General features: G+C 39.4%; 19 protein-coding genes. 18 read left to right on the forward strand and 1 reads right to left on the reverse strand.

Annotated elements, in window-relative coordinates; genetic code table 11:
- The first annotated feature begins 278 nt into the window (after positions 1-278).
- From JJE29_05150 to JJE29_05235, 18 genes are all read left to right on the forward strand, one after another.
- On the forward strand, positions 279-788 hold the full coding sequence (locus tag JJE29_05150; GenBank protein ID MBK5252002.1) for a DUF1456 family protein: 510 nt from the start codon (positions 279-281) through the stop codon (positions 786-788).
- A 227-nt stretch (positions 789-1,015) separates the two neighbouring features.
- The gene (locus JJE29_05155) at positions 1,016-2,797 is read left to right on the forward strand and encodes a hypothetical protein (protein MBK5252003.1); all 1,782 of its coding nucleotides are present in this window, start codon (positions 1,016-1,018) and stop codon (positions 2,795-2,797) included.
- 86 nt (positions 2,798-2,883) lie between these two features.
- Positions 2,884-3,816, forward strand: coding sequence for an NADH-quinone oxidoreductase subunit H (locus JJE29_05160; protein ID MBK5252004.1), 933 nt, complete (start codon positions 2,884-2,886; stop codon positions 3,814-3,816).
- Between the two features lie 12 nt (positions 3,817-3,828).
- Entirely contained in the window at positions 3,829-4,440 is a 612-nt protein-coding gene (locus tag JJE29_05165) for a hydrogenase (GenBank protein MBK5252005.1), read from the forward strand.
- A gap of 9 nt (positions 4,441-4,449) precedes the next feature.
- Positions 4,450-5,895 carry a hydrogenase 4 subunit F gene (locus tag JJE29_05170; protein ID MBK5252006.1) on the forward strand — a complete coding sequence of 482 codons (1,446 nt, stop codon included), beginning with the start codon at positions 4,450-4,452 and terminating at the stop codon, positions 5,893-5,895.
- Positions 5,896-5,942: 47 nt separating this feature from the next.
- Positions 5,943-7,508, forward strand: coding sequence for an NADH-quinone oxidoreductase subunit C (locus JJE29_05175; GenBank protein ID MBK5252007.1), 1,566 nt, complete (start codon positions 5,943-5,945; stop codon positions 7,506-7,508).
- 9 nt (positions 7,509-7,517) lie between these two features.
- Positions 7,518-8,225: an NADH-quinone oxidoreductase subunit NuoB gene (gene nuoB, locus JJE29_05180; protein MBK5252008.1), complete on the forward strand. Its 708-nt coding sequence runs from the start codon at positions 7,518-7,520 to the stop codon at positions 8,223-8,225.
- Positions 8,226-8,290: 65 nt separating this feature from the next.
- Entirely contained in the window at positions 8,291-9,079 is a 789-nt protein-coding gene (locus JJE29_05185; GenBank protein ID MBK5252009.1) for a sulfite exporter TauE/SafE family protein, read from the forward strand.
- Between the two features lie 238 nt (positions 9,080-9,317).
- Positions 9,318-9,797, forward strand: a complete 480-nt coding sequence (locus tag JJE29_05190) for a hypothetical protein (protein ID MBK5252010.1) — start codon at positions 9,318-9,320, stop codon at positions 9,795-9,797.
- Positions 9,798-9,799: 2 nt separating this feature from the next.
- Positions 9,800-10,150 carry a GIY-YIG nuclease family protein gene (locus JJE29_05195; GenBank protein ID MBK5252011.1) on the forward strand — a complete coding sequence of 117 codons (351 nt, stop codon included), beginning with the start codon at positions 9,800-9,802 and terminating at the stop codon, positions 10,148-10,150.
- Positions 10,151-10,480: 330 nt separating this feature from the next.
- The gene (locus JJE29_05200; protein MBK5252012.1) at positions 10,481-11,182 is read left to right on the forward strand and encodes a response regulator transcription factor; all 702 of its coding nucleotides are present in this window, start codon (positions 10,481-10,483) and stop codon (positions 11,180-11,182) included.
- Positions 11,157-13,016 carry a HAMP domain-containing histidine kinase gene (locus tag JJE29_05205; GenBank protein MBK5252013.1) on the forward strand — a complete coding sequence of 620 codons (1,860 nt, stop codon included), beginning with the start codon at positions 11,157-11,159 and terminating at the stop codon, positions 13,014-13,016. Before JJE29_05200 ends, JJE29_05205 begins: the two co-directional genes overlap by 26 nt.
- A 102-nt stretch (positions 13,017-13,118) precedes the next feature.
- Positions 13,119-13,739 carry a hypothetical protein gene (locus JJE29_05210; GenBank protein MBK5252014.1) on the forward strand — a complete coding sequence of 207 codons (621 nt, stop codon included), beginning with the start codon at positions 13,119-13,121 and terminating at the stop codon, positions 13,737-13,739.
- 48 nt (positions 13,740-13,787) lie between these two features.
- The gene (locus JJE29_05215) at positions 13,788-14,252 is read left to right on the forward strand and encodes a (2Fe-2S)-binding protein (protein ID MBK5252015.1); all 465 of its coding nucleotides are present in this window, start codon (positions 13,788-13,790) and stop codon (positions 14,250-14,252) included.
- Positions 14,253-14,417: 165 nt separating this feature from the next.
- On the forward strand, positions 14,418-15,053 hold the full coding sequence (locus JJE29_05220) for a flavodoxin family protein (protein MBK5252016.1): 636 nt from the start codon (positions 14,418-14,420) through the stop codon (positions 15,051-15,053).
- Between the two features lie 94 nt (positions 15,054-15,147).
- On the forward strand, positions 15,148-15,288 hold the full coding sequence (locus JJE29_05225) for a hypothetical protein (protein ID MBK5252017.1): 141 nt from the start codon (positions 15,148-15,150) through the stop codon (positions 15,286-15,288).
- A 143-nt stretch (positions 15,289-15,431) separates the two neighbouring features.
- Complete coding sequence (locus JJE29_05230; protein MBK5252018.1) at positions 15,432-16,421, forward strand: FlxA-like family protein; 990 nt, start codon at positions 15,432-15,434, stop codon at positions 16,419-16,421.
- Positions 16,422-16,806: 385 nt separating this feature from the next.
- Positions 16,807-17,820 (forward strand): calcium/sodium antiporter, encoded by a 1,014-nt coding sequence (locus JJE29_05235; protein MBK5252019.1) that lies wholly within the window; start codon positions 16,807-16,809, stop codon positions 17,818-17,820.
- Between the two features lie 14 nt (positions 17,821-17,834).
- On the opposite strand, the gene pheA is transcribed toward JJE29_05235, so the two are convergent.
- Positions 17,835-18,698, reverse strand: coding sequence for a prephenate dehydratase (gene pheA, locus JJE29_05240; protein ID MBK5252020.1), 864 nt, complete (start codon positions 18,696-18,698; stop codon positions 17,835-17,837).
- Between the last annotated feature and the right edge of the window lie 258 nt (positions 18,699-18,956).

Consider the following 18,956-nt stretch of genomic DNA (forward strand, 5'->3'; position numbering starts at 1 on the left):
AAGAAATTTTCAAAAAATGCCCAACTTCAATCATTTCACTGACAGCATGATTGATAGCCTCAATGAACAGACTGGAGATTTCAACAAGCTTTTGTTCTTGAAATTTTGTAGGTTGAAGTTTAATTTTGACTGTTCTCATAGTAACACCTCGCAAACATATGTTCTACTTATAGTATACTAGTTTATGGGGAAAACTCAAGACCGTTGCCTTATATCCCCACAGCTAAAGCAGGGGGTTTTACGATGACACTTAATAAAGATGTTCGGGAGGTTTGCATATGAATAATAATGAAATTTTAATCCGACTAAGAGATGCCTTAGATATAAAAAATGAAGACATTGCAGAAATATTCACGCTTGGTGGAAGTAGCGCGATTGACGAAGAAGTTAGAATGATGTTTGTAGAATCATCAGACGGTGGTCGCAATGATACTGAGGAAAAGAAATATGATTTAGAATGCGACAATTTTTCCTTGGAGTCGTTTTTGAATGGCTTTATTATTTTTAAAAGAGGAGAAAAGAAATCCCTGTCTGGGGAACCCCCCAAATCGGTACTTGCCATAAAGGACGATAGAAGCGTTAATAATGTTATGCTGAAAAAATTGAAAATCGCATTATCGTTAACAGCTGATGACATGATAGATATATTTAAAGCGGCTGGTGTTAATGCAACAAAGGGAGAATTAAGTCCCTTGTTTAGGAAAGAAGGACATAAGCATTATAAAAAGTGCAGTGATGCTTTTGCCAAGGGATTTTTAAAAGGCTTAGATGCAATACATTTAGGTTAATATAAGAATATAGCAAAGTGAATCCCTCCATTTGTTTGGGGGGTTTTTATTATGAGAATAAAAACAGAAAATTCGATAAACTGCAACTATTTCCAAATTAATGAATATGCGAAATTTTATCTTGAGATTATTAAAACTAGGTATATACTAGTCGGTGGGGTTTGTTTCACAATGCTCCATATACGGAATTATGTATAATAATTTGTTTTTTTCCAGGAGATGATTATTTGCTTTCGATACTATTTCAAAATGGAATTATGATTGATAATCTATCAATATTTTTTGCTGCGACTATTATACTGGTGTCCATTCCGATACTTATTTATTCATTGGGATATCTAAAGGAATACAAAGGCACATATTCTGTTGGATACAATCTGATAATGACATTAGTTTTCATTGTTTCAATGGTTTTGGTCGTTATCTCTAAGGACAGCATGACATTTATCGTTTTTTGGGAAGTGATGAGTGTTAGTTCGTTCTTTTTGGTCATTTATGAATACAAGAATCAAATGAACATCAATTCGGGAATCATGTATTTGATAATGACGCACATAAGCGGATTCTTCTTGATGGCTATGTTTGCATTTTTATATAAATACACAGGAAGCATGGACTTCAATGAAATTGGGCAATTCTCTTACAAGATAACAGAACACGGAGTTGCGGTTATTTTCATTTTGGCTCTCATTGGGTTTGGAGCCAAGGCCGGTTTTGTTCCCCTCCATGCATGGTTGCCTAAAGCCCATCCGTGTGCTCCGTCAAATGCTTCGGCGCTTATGTCGGGTGTGATGCTTAAGGTTGCTTTGTATGGGCTTATACGTGTGCTGTATTTTTTTGTAGATGGGCTTCCGCTGAATTTGTCTTTGGTGCTTTGCGTAATCGGTGCTGTAACGGCAATTTTTTCAATTTTAAATGCATTGGTTCAAAAGGATATAAAAAAACTGCTCGCGTATTCAAGCGCGGAAAACATAGGAATGATCCTGGCAACGATAGGATTGTCTTTTGTATTCAAGCATTATGGATTGAACAGTCTTTCTCTTTTGAGCCTGGTGGCTGCGCTGTTTCACATTTTAAACCACGCCGTTTTTAAGAGCTTGCTGTTTGCAAGCGCGGGAAGTGTTTTATTCGCAACCGGTACGAAAAACATGAATGAATTAGGTGGATTATACGGCAAAATGAAATTCGCAACTATAGCAGCTTTTATTGGCACCCTATCAATATCGGCAATTCCGCCTTTGAATGGGTTTGCGAGTGAAATGTTGATTTTGAAAAGCTTCATACTGGGAGTGTCAAAAGTTCCGGACAGTTGGGTTGCTGGGATTTTAATGATTTCAGGAGCAATCATCGCATTGACCGGCGGAGGGGCCTTATACGCGGCAATAAAGAGTTTCGGAATTACATATCTGGGGTCTCCCAGAAGCGCAAAAGCTGAAAGCATACATAAAATACCTATGACAATGAAAATCGGAATGGGAATACTGGCTGCCCAATGCGTTCTTTTCGGTGTCTTTTCACCATTGATAGTAAATAGTTTATTGCATTCTATGTCGATTCTATACATAGGAACGGATATTAATATTCCAATAATCGCGGTTAATTATGAAATATCGATAGTTGCAGGCATATTGCTGACGACGTTTCTTATTGTGAAACCGTTGGTTAAAGCAAGAAAAGGCACTATTTCCTATGGAGACACATGGGGTTGCGGGTTCGTTAACCAGACGGGCAGGATGCAGTATACGGCAAATGCATTGTCACAGCCGCAGACGCGATTGTTTGCAAAAGTCCAGGGATATTCGAAGCGTGTAAAAGTCACTTCTCTTATCTATATCGATGACCAGGTCTACGATGTTTTCGAGAAGAAGGCATATATTCCAATTGTCAGGTTTACGAATTATTTGGCGGGAAAGATTGTAAGAATTCATCTTGGAAAGGTAAGGGTCTATGTTTTATACATATTCATTGCCTTGGGAGCGACGCTTTTAGGAGTGTATAGATTTGGATAAGTGATGGAAATCGGAGGCTGCTTGGATCTGGATTTTACAATCAGGCATGCATTGGTTCAAAGGGTTTTTAGATTGGAGGAAGTTATTTGAACTATTATTTGTTTAATATTTTACAGGGAATAATTCTAATATTGCTATCGCCGATTTTTTCGGGGATTTTGAAAAAGATGAAGGCTTTCATGCGTGGCTATAAGGGCCCTGGCGTTTTTCAAGTCTACTATGACCTTGTAAAGCTTTTTAATAAAGAGACAATCAGATCCGGCAAAAGTTCTTTCATTACAGAAATCGGGCCATTGTTAGCGATATCCATATCCTTGACCTGCGCATTCATGATTCCGGTCTTTTTCTGCGGCGCAAGCAGCCTTGTCGGTAATTTGATTGTGATTGTTTTTCTACTTGGAGGCATCAAGCTGTTTAACACATTGTTTGGACTTGATTCATCATCTACATTCGGCGGAATGGGTACAAGCAGGGAATTGTTCTTGTCAATGCTTGCCGAACCTGTGATGTTTCTGATAATAATGTTTCTGTATTTTCAATACGAAACATTCAACATATTCGAAATATCTGCAAAAAATTCTCTGGCAATATCGCTTTCAGTAGGCGATATACTGGCATTCGTATCTTTTTTTATCGTGTTGGTAGTTGAAAATGCGAGATTGCCGATTGATAATCCCGAAACGCATTTGGAGCTTACCATGATTCACGAGGCCATGGTATTGGATCTTTCAGGCAGAGATCTAGCATTGGTTGAATTGGCATCAATGATAAAATTCACCATATTCATTGCTATGATAGTCAATATATTTTTTCCGATTGGGATAGCGACATCCCTGTCGCTTTTGTTGATAGCTGAGGCGGCGATATTGTTCTTGGCAAAGGTATTCATTATATTGTTTGTCATTGCGATTATAGAGGTTCTTATAGCTAAATCAAGGCTTTTTCGAGCACCGGATCTGATAGCAGTATCATTTTCATTAATCATCGCTGCGATATCTTTCAGTCGGTTCATTAATTAAGGGGGCATACTTTTGGCGCAATTATTTTTATCAATCATAATAATAACAGGCATACTTATATCAGGAACAAGCAGAATGAAGATATTAATTTCAAGCTTCGCGTTTCAGTCTTTTGCAATAGCGGTTCTATGCATTAACTTGGGTTTTTCGTATCATGAAAACCATTACTATATCTTGGCTTTGATAACGTTAATAATCAAGGTCATCGCAATACCGTATATCATTAATAAATCCATCAAGACGTTAAAAGTGAACAGAGAATTGAATCTTATCATCAATGGCTACTATTCTTTCATTCTATCGAGTGTATACATAATAATCATCTCTTCATTTTTCGGAAGAACCGGCAATTTATATTTTCAAACCGGTATTTTTCTGGTGTTGATTGGTGCTACCGTTATGATAGGGAGAAAAAAGGCCATCACCCAGATGTTTGGATTCTTGATTATCGAAAACGGAATCATATTGTTTGAAATTTCGGCCGTGCAGATACCATTGATATTGGAAGCGGGAATGGCGCTAGAGGTGTTGATTCTTGCGTTGATCATGGGCGTTATAATATTTCATATAAACAAAACTTTTGATACCATAAATACTGATTTTCTTACCGAACTTAAGGAGTAGAATAATAAAATGATAATATGTTATCTGATATCGGCGGCAGCAATTTTGATTTTTATATCATGTAGCAGGAAAATCAACTTAATTTCATACATGACCACCTTGTCTTTATTTTTTCTCGTAGCGGCGGCCTTAAAACTATATCCGCTTATGAAAAACAATGGTGTATATTCCTTGATGAATGGAATGATTGTTGTTGATAGTCTGAATTATATTCAGCTTGTGCTCATTTCCACAGTATCCCTAATAGTTTCACTATACTCACGTGGATACATCAATCATGAAATCGAAGAAAAGAAAATAGATGCCTTCTATGCGAAGATTTATTATTTTCTGTTCAACCTGTTCATACTGTCAATGCTGGTTGTGGTTCTTTCGGCCAATATTCTATTGATGTGGATGGGGCTAGAAGCGACAACCCTTTCGACGGCGTTTCTAATAGGATTCAACAGGCATGAATTGTCGTTGGAAGCTGCATGGAAATACATAATAATTTGTTCAGTCGGGATTGCACTTGGATTGATAGGAATAATCTTTTTCCTGTTTTCGATAGAAAATGCATCATATGCGATGATTAACTGGAATTACTTGGCAATGAATCCGGACATTGTCAATCCGGATATTGCGAAATATGCATTTGCATTTGTGTTCATAGGCATTGCAACAAAAGCGGGACTAGCACCCATGCACACGTGGCTACCGGATGCCCACAGCGAATCGCCATCGCCAATCAGCGCCATGATGTCTGGTGTGTTGCTTAATCTGGCGCTCTACTACATAATTAGGTTTCATATGATTCTGAAAAATGTCCCCGGACTTGAAAATTCCAGACAATTATTCATGATATTCGGATTCATTTCATTGTTTGTATCATCATTTAGCATATTGAAGCAGAAGAATTATAAAAGGCTTTTGGCATTCTCATCGGTTGAAAACATGGGGATCATTGCCATCGGGATTGGAATAGGTTCGAATCTGGCGATATATGGAGCGATTCTTCACTCGATAATCCATGCCTTCGGGAAGACGTTGCTGTTCTTGGTTTCAGGGAATATTCTAAATGTATATGGCACGAAAAGAATCGAAAAAGTAAGGAATCTTATAAAAGTAATGCCAATAAATGCTCTTATGCTGATACTTGGAGTGCTTGTTATTACGGGAGTGCCGCCATTCGCATCATTTATCAGCGAGTACAGTATTTTGATAAGCATGATTTCCGGCGGCAATTATTTTTTGGCCGGAGCATATCTTTTTTGCCTGTTGATTGTATTCGCAGGTTTCATCAACGTGTTTATTAGAATGGTATTCGAATCGGGCGATATTCCGGCTGAAAGAAGCGGCATGGATAAAAAGAACTTAGTACCGTTGATTGCGACCTTAACCGTGATATTCTATATTAGTCTTTCCCAAAGTCAAATCAATCCCATAATAAACAACGTTTTGAATTTGATCAATTAAGTAAATCAGGATTCAAATAAAATATCCGAGGACGTGAAGCTGTGAGAATCGATGAGTTGAAAGAGGAACTTGGCAAATACAGATGCGAAGAAAGTAGAATCAACAATCTTAATGAGCTTTATGTCGATTGCAGCCAATCTAACATAGAGCCTATTGCTGTATTGTTGAAGAACCAATATAAATTGAAATTCATTGCGGAATTCTGCATGGACACAGGCAAAGAAGACAAATTTAAAATCAGCATCGTTTTCACAAACAGTAAAGAAAGTTATTTTGTAATATTGACTTATACGACTGTCGATATTTTAGTGTCGATGCAAAACACCTTCAGCCAGGCGCATCTATTTGAGAGAGAGATATCCGATTTATTCGGATTAAGCATAGATGGTGGAAGCGATGTGAGGCATTCGGTTAAACATGAAATCTGGGACGCGAAAGCTTTTCCGTTAAGAAAAGGATTTCCTTACAAGGGGAAAATAAAGGAGAATCATGAAATTCCAAACTATGAATTTAAAAGGATAGTAGGCAATGATGCATTTCAGATACCTGTAGGGCCTATACATGCAGGGATTATCGAACCGGGGCATTTCAGGTTCAGTGTTATAGGAGAAGACATTGAAAATCTGGAGATAAGATTGAATTATAAGCATAGAGGCATAGAAAAAATAGCTGAAAATATCGATGCAAACAAATTAAACCTTCTGTTTGAAAGAGTAGCATGCGAATCAACTTTGGCTTACGGCGAAGCATATGCTTTGCTGATAGAGAAAATGCTGAATTTCAAGGTTTCAAGAGAAATCCAATCCTTGAGGGTGGCGCTGCTAGAACTAGAAAGACTGTATAATTTTTTGCAAGATGTATCAGGCATATGTGTAGATGTGGGTTTCAGCTATCCGGCGAAGAAACTAAGTTACATTGCGGAAATCATAAAGCAACTGATTGAGCGCGTGACAGGCAGTAGATATGCAAGGAATTCGATAGTCCCAATGGGAAGCAATATTGATTTCAGTCAAGAGAATAAAAGAAATATATTAGATACTCTAGGCGGCATACGGAATAGGATAAAGTTGATTGCAGATGTAACCTTGGAGTCTTTCACCTTTCTTGACAGGGTTGAAAATACCGGAATTGTAAAGAACAATATTGCTAAGAAACTGATGATGACAGGGGTTGTAGGGAGAGCGTCAGGTGTGGATTATGATGTAAGAAAAAGCTTTCCTTATGAAATATATGGCGACATAAAAAAAACGAATAATATAGAGCATATCGGAGGAGTTTTTGAACGGTACAAGCTTAAAATTGCTGAAATAGATGATGCATTTAAATTTATTGAAATGGCTTTGAGTAATATCGATAATGAAATTAAGAAAAATAGGCCGATTATAGAGCTTGAAAAAGGAATGGAAGCTATATCTATAGTTGAGACGGCCAAGGGTGAGTTGATGGTATATGGTAAAATGGGCGAAAACAACAAGTTTGACAGGATCTATTTCAAGACTCCATCATTTACAAATTGGAAGGGTCTTACAATAGCTGTATTGGACGAGATAGTGCCCGATTTCCCGTTATGCAATAAAAGTTTCAACATGTCTTATTCGGAAAACGACAGGTAGGTGGAAACAGTGAAATTGATTTTGGATAGAATCAAGAATGGTATTGAGACTATTAAAGACCCACTAGGTGAAAATGTTTATAGTTACGGAAGAATAGAAGTGGATAGCGAGACATGCAATCTTTGCGGTTTGTGCGAAAAAGAATGTCCCGTAAATGCCATATCAATAATGGATGGAAAACTTGAAATGGACAGCAGAAAATGCATATTTTGCAAATTGTGTATCGATGTTTGTCCGAATGATTCTTTGGAAATGACACATGATTACAAAATATCCGCCATTGAAGAGCTTAGAGAAAAAATCAGGCGAGAGGTTTATTCTACATTTCAGCGCTCGCTTACACTACGAGCCGTCGATGTAGGATCATGCAATGGATGCTTTCTTGAATTGTCCGCGATCGGGAACACTTATTACGATATGTCCAGGTATGGAATCCATATTGCGGCATCTCCAAGACATGCCGATGGATTAATCGTAAGTGGAGCCCTTTCAATCAACATGAAGGAAGCGCTTATAAAAGCATACGAAGCCATTCCGAATCCTAAAATAGTAATTGCTCTTGGTGCATGCTCCTATGATGGAGGGATTTATAAAGATGGATATTCAGTGATTCAGCGAGTTGATGAAGTTATTCCTGTAGATATTCATATTCCTGGATGTCCTCCTTCCCCCGCAGCGATACTGGAAGGTGTTTTGAAAATAATGAAAAACAAATGAGTGAATATGATATGCTTATTAAGTTGTGGTAATTAGTATTAATAATGTTGAGAGAGATGATTGAAATGAATCAAGCCTTGTTAATGAGTTTAGTAGTATTTGTTATTGCAATTGTGATGTCAATGGTGGGGAAAGGCGGAGGCACTTTTTATGTGCTTGTGATGCTTATTTTTGGAGTTGCCATGCATGAAGCAGCTACTACGTCGCAGCTAATAATGATGGCGACATCCGTTACAGCAATGACGGTTTTTAATAAACACAAGAAAATTGATTGGAAATTGGCTCTTGTCATCGATCCTCCAACAGCAATAATGGCGTTTGTGGGAGGATATTATGCCGGAAATATTGATGGGGAACTGCTGGAAATTGTATTTGTTGCAGTTCTTGTGGCAGTTTCCTGTTTCATGTTTATATCGGTCAAGGAGAAGCCAATAGATAAGGTTAAAAGGTTCGGATATTGGAATAGATCTTTTAAGAATTATAATTACACTGTGAATCTATGGCTTACTCTGCCAATCACAGCGCTTGTTGGACTTGTTTCAGGTGCAATAGGAATTTCAGGAGGGGTTTTCAAGATTCCGCTCATGGTGATGCTTTGTGGAATTCCAATGGAAATAGCAGTAGGGACTTCTTCCGCAATGGTTGCGGCTACTGCCTTTATGGGATTTATGGGACAGAATGTAAGCGGCAATTTCAATCCGCAATTTGCAGTTCCTCTAACAATAGCAGCAGTTGTTGGCGGCCTGATTGGCAGCAAATGCGCAATAAAAAGCAAACCTGGAAATCTAAAAAAAATATTTGCAATCACCAATCTTTTGGCTGCAATAATAATGATAATACAATTGGTGAAATGATTAAGACTTATACATATCTATAAAAAGTCTATCTATATATTGCAGTTGACTAATAGCATTTAGAAAGAATGCGCATGCCCGAATAGGCATGTGCATTCTTTCTAAATGCTATTACTTTACATATTGATAAAGTTATCGTACAATGTGATTGAAAGCAGTAATTTAGTAAACTAGTAAATAATAAAAAGGAATAGATGATTTTCGCGCTATGCAAATAATTATTCAGGAGGAGAAAATTATGAAAATACCTACAACTTTAAAACACAAGCCGGTTATTATTTCGGAAAATTATGATAATGTGGATGGAAGAAAGGCATATGATTCCGATGCAAAGGGACTTTCTTTGGGATTAGCGCAATGGAACGACAGGGGCAAAGTGGATATTTCGGCCAAGGTTTGGAGACATACAGGAGAAAAATGGTCTAGGCAGTCGGAGGAAATGCCGCTTCACAGAGCTCTTGATTTGGCTATTCTGATATGCAGAAGTAAGCTTCATTTCAAGGAAGCTTACAGATATGAAAAGCTTTATGATACGGAAAATCCAACCATTGATAGGATTGGACTTCAAGGAGATGCAATGAACGTGGCTATTTGTACAGACAATGAAAAAATAAACGAGGACATAAAGCTTTTCAATCAGGCATTAAGCAATGACGACGAAATTCTTGCAGAGCGCATGAAAACATTGAGTGGGGTACTCAGGGAGCTGGGCTATTAGAAATGGATAGAAGAAAAGAATTGAAAATGCAGTACAAGCTTATGAAAAAGCCCATGGGGATTTTTGAAATCAAGTCGCTTATCAAGGATAAGTGCTATATTAAGGCAACAAACGATTTGAAGGGCACAATGAATGGCGATTTATTTAAACTGGGATCTGGAAATCACCAGAATAGAGAATTGCAAAAGGAATGGAAGGAATATGGGAAAGAAGGGTTTTCAGTAAAAATACTTGAAAGACTTGAATATGACAAGGATGAATCCAAAACAGATTATGGTGATGACCTAACATTGCTTGAAATGATATGGGAAGAAAAACTTTTGAAGGAAAATAAGGTTTTATATAAGAAGTAGTAGATGAATAGGCCAAGAAACCTTCGGCTTTTTGGCTTTTCTGCGGGATATGTTGTTTGATTCGGTTGTGCATAATGGTATTATTTTATTAGATTTCCATAATTGGAATCATTATCCATAAGAAGATGTCTATACCGGCAGCTATAAACTATGTCATATATCTGGCGTGCAGAGCAAAGGTAAAGGAAAAGAACAGCGATGAACTTAAGAAGATGAGCATTCAGGATCTTGATTGATTATTAAGAAAATCGTAAGAAACTAGTCGAGATTATTTTAAGATTTATGCACTATCGTATAGAGTAAGGCTTTAGGGAAGGGGGATACGCCAAAATGGAAGATGCAAGAATTCTCGTGGTTGACGATGATAGAGAAATAGCGGGAGCAATAGAAAAACTGTTGGAGAGGGAAGGCTATGAAGTGGTAAAGGCCTATAATGGCCTTGAAGCTTTGGGAGCCCTTGTTTCGGGCAATATACAGCTTATTTTAATGGATGTAATGATGCCGAAACTTGACGGGCTTTCAGCAACGCTCAAGATTCGCGAAAGCAAGAACATACCCATAATAATACTCTCGGCAAAATCCGAGGACAGCGACAAGATACTCGGGCTTTCAATGGGGGCCGACGACTACGTCACGAAGCCTTTCAATCCACAGGAACTCGTTGCAAGGGTCAATAGTCAGCTTAGGCGCTACATGCACCTTGGAGACATGGAAAGTGTCAATTGCTCATCGCAAATCGTTGTGGGCGGGCTTTGCCTTGATACGGACGCAAAGCAGCTTAAGGTTGACGGAGAGGATGTGCATCTTACGGCCAAGGAGTTTCAAATACTTGAACTCCTGATGAAAAACAAGGGCATAGTTTTTTCAGCCGAAAAGATTTACGAGCGTGTATGGAAAGCGACTCCGTATTCGGTTGAGAACACAGTGATGGTACATATAAGGCGTATCCGTGAAAAGATTGAAATCAATCCCAAAGAGCCAAACTATTTAAAGGTGGTGTGGGGCATTGGATACAAAATTGAGAAAAATTAGCACTCACGGAGGCATGAAATTTCTGGCCTTTGTCATCGTTGTTTTGGCGCTTGCGGCCATAGCTGTTCAAATCCAATACGGTGAGTACTTTAACGGGAATCTTGAATGCCTTGTTGTGGACAGGTACATAGACAGTGAAGAATACTATTTCGGCGATGTTCAAAATTCCTTGTATAGAGTATCAAGGATGATTGCGGAAGGCGGGGAAGTGGAAAGCGAGCCCGGCTTTATCTATTATGCTACAGACGGCGAAAAATCATTCGGCAATATATCCCGTCAGGACAGGGAGTTTTATGAGTATTACGATGAAACCTTCTATTATCTTGAAAATGGAGAGTGGTATGATGGAGAGAATTTGAATATGCAACTTCAGACATACGGGTATACAGACGGAATTTCCGATTCCGACGCAGTAGCCTATGTGGCATTTACGGATGAATTCATAGGGGAAAAGCAACTGAATTGGGAAGAAAACAGGACCGTTCTAAAGCCACTCGTTTTAAGAATTGCAGCGAGCGCGACATTGGCGCTTTTGCTCATTGTTTTTCTTGTTTGGACAACTGGCAGAAAGCCGGGCGACAGAGAACTGCATATGGCGAAAATTGACAGCATTTATTCCGATATTTTGCTTGCATTGTTCGTACCGATAATCTTGCTGTGGATAATTTCCATTGATGAATTTGCCTTCATGAGGCGTGGATCAGTATTCGACGGGCTTGGCGCATCGCAGTTTTTTTCAATGGCCACGGTAGGAGCGGCCACGGCGCTAGCGACGGCTCTTTGCGGAGTCATTCTCCTATCCTTGGCAAGAAAGATGAAAGCCGGAAAACTTATTAAGCACAGCTTCGTCTATGTGGCGGCCATGACGATTTATGATTTCTTCAAGAGCCTATTCGACGGAAGGCGCTTCAAAGGAAATACACTTACCGCGTCGCTTTTCAAACGTCAGTGGGTTTTCATAGTAGCGAGCGCAGCCATGGTTTTTCTGACCTTCGTGTTTCTGTTTCTGGGTGTACTGCCGCTTGTCGTATTGCCTCCGGTTTTAGAGATGATGATAGTCTATTGGTATATAAAGGGCACCAATAAAACCTTTATTGATATCAACAAGGGCTTCGACGAGAGCATGGGTGAACAGATGAAGGCAGAACGAATGAAAATCGCCTTGGTTACAAATGTCTCCCATGATTTAAAAACGCCCTTGACGTCTATGATAAGTTATGTGGATCTTTTGTTCAAGGAAGAGGATTTGTCCCCTTCTGCCAGGGACTATGTCCAGATACTTTCGGAGAAAACAAACAGACTCAAGAACATCGTGTCTGACCTTTTCGATCTGGCTAAGAGCAGCAGCGGGGACATTTCGATGGAAATGGAAACCCTCGACATAAAGAAATTGATTGAGCAAACCTTGGGGGACATGGAAGACGAAGTAGAAAAATCAGGAATCCAAATTAAGACTGAGCTGCCGGATGAGCCTATCATGATTTTTTCCGACGGAAAGAAGCTCTACAGGGTGTTCCAAAACGTATTGGACAACGCTCTGAAGTATTCGCTTGAAGGTTCACGGATTTACATGAATCTCCAAGTGGATGGCGAAAACGTAGTAGCAACAATCAAAAATACGGCGAGCTATGAGATGAACTTCACAGAAGACGAGATTCTTCAGCGGTTTAGCCGTGGAGACAAGTCTCGAACATCTGAAGGGAGCGGATTGGGGCTTTCCATAGCTGAAAGTTTCACAAGAGTATGCGGAGGAAACTTTAAGGTTTTAGTAGATGGTGATTTGTTCAAGGTCGTAATTTCGTTCAAACGGGAGAGGCGTTTTGAAGCCGTATAGCAATTGTCTCGAATTGGATTATTCTCGCATGAAATGATAAAATAAGTAGAGCAAGCAAATAGGCGGCGGATAATGACGAATCCGACATAGGGAGATTGATAAATGAATATTGAAAAATTGAGGTTGGCGGAAGATAGGTTTTTGATGCAATATCCCGGCGGATTTTCCAATCCGGAAATGCTTGAGATCGCAAAGAAACACAAGATTGAAAAGATGATTGAAATGACGAAAAGATCTCTTTCGAGTGATAGTTTTAAGGATCCAATTGCAGCCGTCGAAGCGATACAGAAAATTGTGGCAGGAGCTTCCATGGTATCGATATTTGAGAAAACCAGGTTCAGGGATATTGTTAGAGATATGAGCGATGATGAGAAGATTAAGTTAAGTGGCAGCATGGATGAACTTCTTCATGGCGACCAGGAAAAGGGATTCAATAAAATGCTCGATATTTTGCAAAAATACAAGATGGCCAAGTGGACCATACTGACAGTTTGCCTTCTTTATTCAAATCCTTCAGAAGAGGTTTTCATCAAACCGACAACGACAAAAGGGGTAATTAAATATTTCGAGCTTGAGGGCGTCGAGTACAAACCGCAACCAAGTTACGAATTTTATAGAGAATACAGGCGGCAGATAAATGAAATGAAAAAGGAGATGGACGAATCCTTGAGGGTGGACAATGCAAGCTTTTGCGGATTTTTTATAATGGCAATGGAACTTTAGAAAGCCCGGTTAGCCAATCCAAATATTTTCAATAAGGAGAGATGCTTTATGAGCCAATGCGATTGCTGTCAGTCTGAAATAATAAGTTTGCGTTTGGAGGACAGAAGTTGTCCTGTTTGCGGGAAAAGAGGAGAACCTGTATCCCTTTTAACAGTCAGGAGCCTGGTGAAAAACCCTAGTGATGTGAAACTTTCAGATTATTATATTTGCAAAACCCATGATTGTGACGTAATATATTTTGGCGATGGATCCAAGATACTAAAGGATCAGCTAAAAGTCCCGGTTTGGTTTAAAAAGGATGCACAGCCTGTCATACTCTGTTATTGCTCGAATATCACAGACAAGGATATTTTGAAGGCCATGATGGAATTGAAAACCAATGATATCGAAAAGATTCTTAACTATAATGGGTCGAGAAAACCTTGCGAGTGCGAAAAAAACAATCCCACTGGAAAATGCTGCTACAATGTCATTAGGAACTTTATTAGCGAGGCCGAGAAAAATATGCAGTGAGAGAAATGCAAAAGACCGATCGCATCAAGAATTAGTTTTTTTTATTAAACAAGGCATGGATAAAATCGAACTATTTCAAGAGGAAAACTTAACGGCGAGAGAAAACATCTATTAATGCATATCAGAAACGATTATAATATATAAAAATGAAATGGAGGAATACAAATGAAAGTAGTTGCAATTAATGGCAGCCCCAATAAAGAAGGTAACACCTACTATGCGCTAAGAATCGTTGCTGATGAGCTGGAGAAGGAAGGCATTGAAACTGAAATTATCCATATTGGAAACCGCGTTATTAGAGGGTGTACGGCTTGCGGGCAATGCGGCAAAAACAAGGACGAGAAATGCGTTTTTGGCCAAGACGGTGTAAACGAATGTGTGCAGAAAATGAAGGAAGCGGATGGAATGCTTTTGGGCTCTCCGGTACATTATGCAGCAGTTGCTGGGACGATGAAATCGTTCTTGGATAGGGCTTTTTATGTAGCAAGCAAAAATGGAGGGCTTTTCAGACACAAGGTTGGGGCATCGGTAGTCGCAGTAAGGCGCTCCGGTGGGCTTCCGGCATTCAATCAGCTGAATAATTACATCAATTATGCTGAAATGATTGTACCGACCTCGAATTATTGGAATGTTATCCACGGTACTGCGCCGGGAGATGCACTTAAGGACGAAGAGGGCCTACAGATCATGAGAGTATTGGGTAAAAACATGGCGTGGACAATGAAAGTCTTGAAGAGTGGCAAGAAAAACATTATAGAGCCTGAAAAAGAAGGTAAAACATATATGAGTTTTATAAGATAGAGCAGCATTTTCGTTATTTAGCAAGACAATGCATACCCGTTAAGGGTTATGCATTGTCTTGCTTTTGTTTAAAACATAAAAGGAGGCTATTAAAATGTCTGATTACAAGGTGCATAAGTTTGACAGCGAGAACGGAATTGACCATGAGGAATTGGAAGGTTTTTTAAACAGGCTCGAAGGGCATGTGGAGGCAATTATCCCTGAATTGGGTGAGAATATTATCCTAAAGACGTAGCATCCAGTGTTCAACATTTGCTAATTGTGGAGAGGCTGAAGGAAGAAAACGTCGATTGAAGATTATTTTTGGCAGTGAATAAATCAAAAATGTTATAGTAGTAATACGGTAAAATATATAGAAATGAAGAAAAGGGGATAAGGATGAAAAAAACAAATATTTTGATTGTTGTACTGCTGGTTTTTTCTTTATTTAAAAATTACGGGATGGCTTCGGATATCGAGCAGCTCAGGAATCAAATTAACAACATGAGCAACTCTATGTCAAACGAAATAATGAACATAAGCTCAAGCGTTTACCAGGCTGCGGATGAAATGAAGAAGCAGGCTCTTTGGGTGAGGGAGTCGGAAATAGAGGTCGCGAAAGCAAACGACGATTATTCTGATTTCGAAGCCGATCTGACATTTACGATCAATGAAAAGAAGAATGGGGAAGAACTTTACATCATTGCAACATCAGAGGATGGTGGCAAAAGCGAAAGAATCGAAATACCTGAAAGCGAAGGAATGACATATAGCCTGCAGCTTGAGCTTGCGGATGATAATTATTCATTCGAGCTTATGGGAACTGACGAAGCGGGCTCAAGGACCGAGAAACTCGCAGGGATTAATTTAAAAGGAATAGCAAATAGGATGGTCGAGATAGATGGAAGGGTGCCAAGCATTAAGTTTAGCCATGATCCCGACATAGGCACAATCGATTTCTATGTTACTCTTTTGTCTGTTCACCCCAAGGTGCTGGGTGAATTGTCAGGCCTAGCAAGGGATATCGATTTTAAAAGCATAGAGGCGGACGTTTACGTAGGAGAGACCAAGGTTGATACGATAGACCTCTTAAGCGGCAAGGGCTATGAGAAAAAGAATATTGAAGAAATAACGAATGAAATACCGGCGACGCCTGAGTTCGCCGGTGAAGAAACAAATTTGTACCAGTTTGTCGGAACTTACATGTTGGAGGGAGAAGCCTGTAGCGATTATTTGCAAGCTCAGGAGTCAGGAGATAGATATGCGCGAGAAAAAAGCGAGGTGTTTTTCCTGATCCGAGCTACGGATAATAAGGGAAATGTATACAGGGGAGTGTTCCCTGACCATTTCTATCAGCTTGATGGAGATGAAATAAAATTCAGAATGTAAAAGAAAAGCATATTTTAGGGTTTGAATCTAAAAAAAGCACCTATGGAATAAATCCATAGGTGCTTTTTTACCTAAATTAAAGCAAAAGAATAACAATGCGGAGAATATAATGTTAAAAAAATAACATTAAAAACAAGTAAAATGATGTAGCCTAAGAACCAAACATATAAAAATAACATGGAAATTTGTTAAGACAAAGGGTATTGACGAATGTGTTATATGGTGTACAATTAAGATGGTGAGGGAGTAACAGTCCCGAAAGGGAGGCAGAGTCGTCAACACGGATGAAAATCCCGGTTCTGCTGACAAAAGTGTTTTGTGAGACTCAGCAATTTGGATTGCTGTGTTTTTTTGTTTATAAGAAAATATGTAAGGGGAAACCGACATGGATATAATATTACATGAATTATTCACCCAGTGGTCTACTTTGCTTCTGTTTTTAGTCATAGCGATTTCACTTGCGCTGCTGAGTAAAGGTGCCGATATATTGGTAGAAGAAGCGGTCAGCCTGTCTGTTCGTTGGGGAATACCAAAGATGATAATTGGAGCGACGATAGTATCCCTAGGAACAACATTGCCGGAGGCTACAGTATCGGTTTTAGCGGCTGTTAAAGGGAATCCCGACTTGGCACTTGGTAATGCGATAGGTTCAATCATAGCCGACACAGGATTGATAATAGGCATATCGGCATTGCTTGGGAGGCTTCCTGTTGATAAGAGCGTTGTAAATCATCAGGGGAAATTGCAACTTTTGGCAGGGTTTCTACTGGCAGTCGTTGCATTGCCGATTTTTTCCAGAACGGGAAATGGAAATATAAGTCAGATGGTTGGCGGAATTTTTATTTTGCTGTTGATTTCATATATTATTATTTCAATTCGTTGGTCACGGACGGCCCATGGAGCTATGGAACAATTGAAAGCTGATGAAGAAGTCTCATTGCCGATGGTGCTCATAAAACTTTTCATTGGAGTGGTATTGGTTGTTGTTTCTTCTCAAATACTTATTTCATCTGTTGAGATAACGGCAATAAGAATTGGTATACCGCAGGGTATAATTGCTGCTACCCTGGTTGCCTTTGGGACAAGCCTTCCGGAATTGGTAACTTGCGTTACTGCAGTCAGGAAAGGCCATGGCGAAATCGCCATAGGCAACGTTGTAGGAGCGGACATCTTGAATGTCCTTTTTGTTATAGGAAGTGCCGCCATTGTTACCAAGGGCGGACTTGATGTTCCGGTTGTTTTTTATAAGCTGCAGATTCCGGCAATGCTTGTAATATTAACTACCTTTAGGCTATTTACTAGTAGAGCTAAAGAAGGCGAGGAAATTAACAAAATTGAGGGTATGATCCTTTTCGGAATGTATATAATATATCTTGCATTAAATTATTTTATGCTATGATTTTGAAGCTGCGGTTATCCGCAGCTTTCTATTTCTATCTTTCCATTTATGTATGATCCGAGTATGCGGAAAAAAAGCGTATGCTTTTCGAGATGGGCCAAGGCGGACTGCACCTTGCTATCTTTAGTCGAGCCTTCGATATCGACAAAAAAATAGTATTCCCATGGTCTGTTTTCCATTGGTCGGGATTCTATCCGAAGCATGTTGATTCCATAGTCGGACAGATGCTTTAGCGCGCTGTAAAGGCACCCTGGTTCGTGGCGTGTGGTGAAGACCAGACTCGTAAGACCGTTTTCACATGGAGTCATCGGCTTGGAGCTTAGAACGAAAAAACGCGTTGTGTTGTGGCTGAAATTGCTTATGCTTTTTTCGATGACATTGAGATTATGTATCCGACCAGCTGATGCGGAAGCGATAGCGGCAAAAGATGGGTTGCCATTTTCTTTGATGAAAGCGGCGGCAGAATCGGTATCTTTGCATAGCTTCGTTTCATAGTCGTTTATGCGTATGAATTCGGAAGATTGCATGAGCCCTTGGGGGTGAGAGCATACCATTTGAATATCTTTTCGGGATGCACCGGGAAGTCCAAGCAGATGGTGTTCTATATTAACATAAACCTCGCCGACTATGTGAAGTTTGCACTTAATGAGAAGGTCGTATACATCACGGATTCCGCCGGTCGAAGAATTTTCAATTGGGACAACGCCGTAGTCGATGGTTTTATTTTCAAGTGCCTTGAATACATTTTCAAAATGGTCAAAGGAAGTGAAAAAATCTTCGGGGAAGTATTGTTTTGCAGCCTCGTGACTGTAGGAACCTTTTCCGCCAATATGGCCTATCTGTTTGATGCGAAGGATTGGGACGACTGGGTTTTTCATGTGCAAAATCTCCTTTACTATTTTGGGGTTATGGCAAATAAAAAAAAGAAGACTCAAAAGAGTCTTCTCGGCAACCATTGCTGTTGATGTGGAAGGTTCACTCTTTCTTTTTTATGACTTCGATTTGCATGTCAAGAAACCGGCGCTAAATATAAAGCCCCAGCTAAAAAAGAAAGTATTGAATTGTGAAGTTGTGTTCGCATTTAAGTATTTCATAAAAATTCCTCCGAATATATTGTTACTATTCTATATCGGGAA

It is taken from the genome of Peptostreptococcaceae bacterium, from assembly GCA_016649995.1.
Classification (GTDB): Bacteria; Bacillota; Clostridia; order Peptostreptococcales; family BM714; genus BM714.

Excerpts from the sequence above, each read along its gene's own strand:
- JJE29_05190 (MBK5252010.1), top strand. The coding sequence starts at position 9,318 with ATGAAAATACCTACAACTTTAAAACACAAGCCGGTTATTATTTCGGAA.
- JJE29_05185 (MBK5252009.1), top strand. The coding sequence starts at position 8,291 with ATGAATCAAGCCTTGTTAATGAGTTTAGTAGTATTTGTTATTGCAATT.
- pheA (MBK5252020.1), bottom strand. The coding sequence starts at position 18,698 with ATGAAAAACCCAGTCGTCCCAATCCTTCGCATCAAACAGATAGGCCAT.
- JJE29_05150 (MBK5252002.1), top strand. The coding sequence starts at position 279 with ATGAATAATAATGAAATTTTAATCCGACTAAGAGATGCCTTAGATATA.
- JJE29_05225 (MBK5252017.1), top strand. The coding sequence starts at position 15,148 with ATGTCTGATTACAAGGTGCATAAGTTTGACAGCGAGAACGGAATTGAC.
- JJE29_05235 (MBK5252019.1), top strand. The coding sequence starts at position 16,807 with ATGGATATAATATTACATGAATTATTCACCCAGTGGTCTACTTTGCTT.
- JJE29_05230 (MBK5252018.1), top strand. The coding sequence starts at position 15,432 with ATGAAAAAAACAAATATTTTGATTGTTGTACTGCTGGTTTTTTCTTTA.
- JJE29_05215 (MBK5252015.1), top strand. The coding sequence starts at position 13,788 with ATGAGCCAATGCGATTGCTGTCAGTCTGAAATAATAAGTTTGCGTTTG.
- JJE29_05195 (MBK5252011.1), top strand. The coding sequence starts at position 9,800 with ATGGATAGAAGAAAAGAATTGAAAATGCAGTACAAGCTTATGAAAAAG.
- JJE29_05200 (MBK5252012.1), top strand. The coding sequence starts at position 10,481 with ATGGAAGATGCAAGAATTCTCGTGGTTGACGATGATAGAGAAATAGCG.
- JJE29_05210 (MBK5252014.1), top strand. The coding sequence starts at position 13,119 with ATGAATATTGAAAAATTGAGGTTGGCGGAAGATAGGTTTTTGATGCAA.
- JJE29_05170 (MBK5252006.1), top strand. The coding sequence starts at position 4,450 with ATGATAATATGTTATCTGATATCGGCGGCAGCAATTTTGATTTTTATA.
- JJE29_05220 (MBK5252016.1), top strand. The coding sequence starts at position 14,418 with ATGAAAGTAGTTGCAATTAATGGCAGCCCCAATAAAGAAGGTAACACC.